The organism is Kocuria sp. CPCC 205261 (assembly GCF_040981025.1).
Classification (GTDB): domain Bacteria; phylum Actinomycetota; class Actinomycetes; order Actinomycetales; family Micrococcaceae; genus Kocuria; species Kocuria marina.
Genome location: NZ_JAVKPU010000063.1, coordinates 1 through 558, shown reverse-complemented (window position 1 = coordinate 558; position 558 = coordinate 1). Strand labels below are relative to the sequence as shown.

Here is a 558-nt window from a genome sequence, read left to right as displayed (position 1 = left end):
ATCGGGCTGTTGCTCTGTAAAGAAATGACCATCGGCCTTACAGTGAAATTGACGCATATACAAAATCAGTGTAAAACGTTTTCCACCGAGCGGAGGCATGGTTACTTTCCTTTTTTGCCAGCCACGGGTATGATGTGTCTCGATATGGCAACGATCACAGCAAGCGCAAGTAGACTTGCTTTTTAGCGTCAGTGCCACTTCATCCTCTGTGATGGTATAGTTGATTATAACGAAATTAGCAAAGTGGGGGATGAGGAAAGCAACGAGGTTTTCTCCCACTTCAAAAGCATTTAATTTTAAATCCGTTTGGTTGTTTCCTAAATTTTCTGTACCTTTGCAAATGTTAGCGATTGTCTCCATTGTAAGTCTTATTTTTTGAACACTAATAAACTTACATTTTTTGTCGGACAATCGCTAACATTTTATGTAAAACTTTCTTAAAGAATTCTGCAGTTGGGCATTATGTGCACCAAAATTTGCGAAGAGCCGAACATGTTTTCTCATATTTATTGCAACATTTGCCACGCTTATTATAAGTAGCTGATAATAAGCGTGGCG

Annotated in this window: 1 protein-coding gene; it reads right to left on the bottom strand. The window is 38.9% G+C overall.

The genetic code is table 11. The features are described from left to right. Nucleotides 1-360: hypothetical protein (locus RF646_RS13395; protein ID WP_368836240.1), on the bottom strand; the 360-nt coding region annotated here is incomplete at its 3' end. Between the last annotated feature and the right edge of the window lie 198 nt (nucleotides 361-558).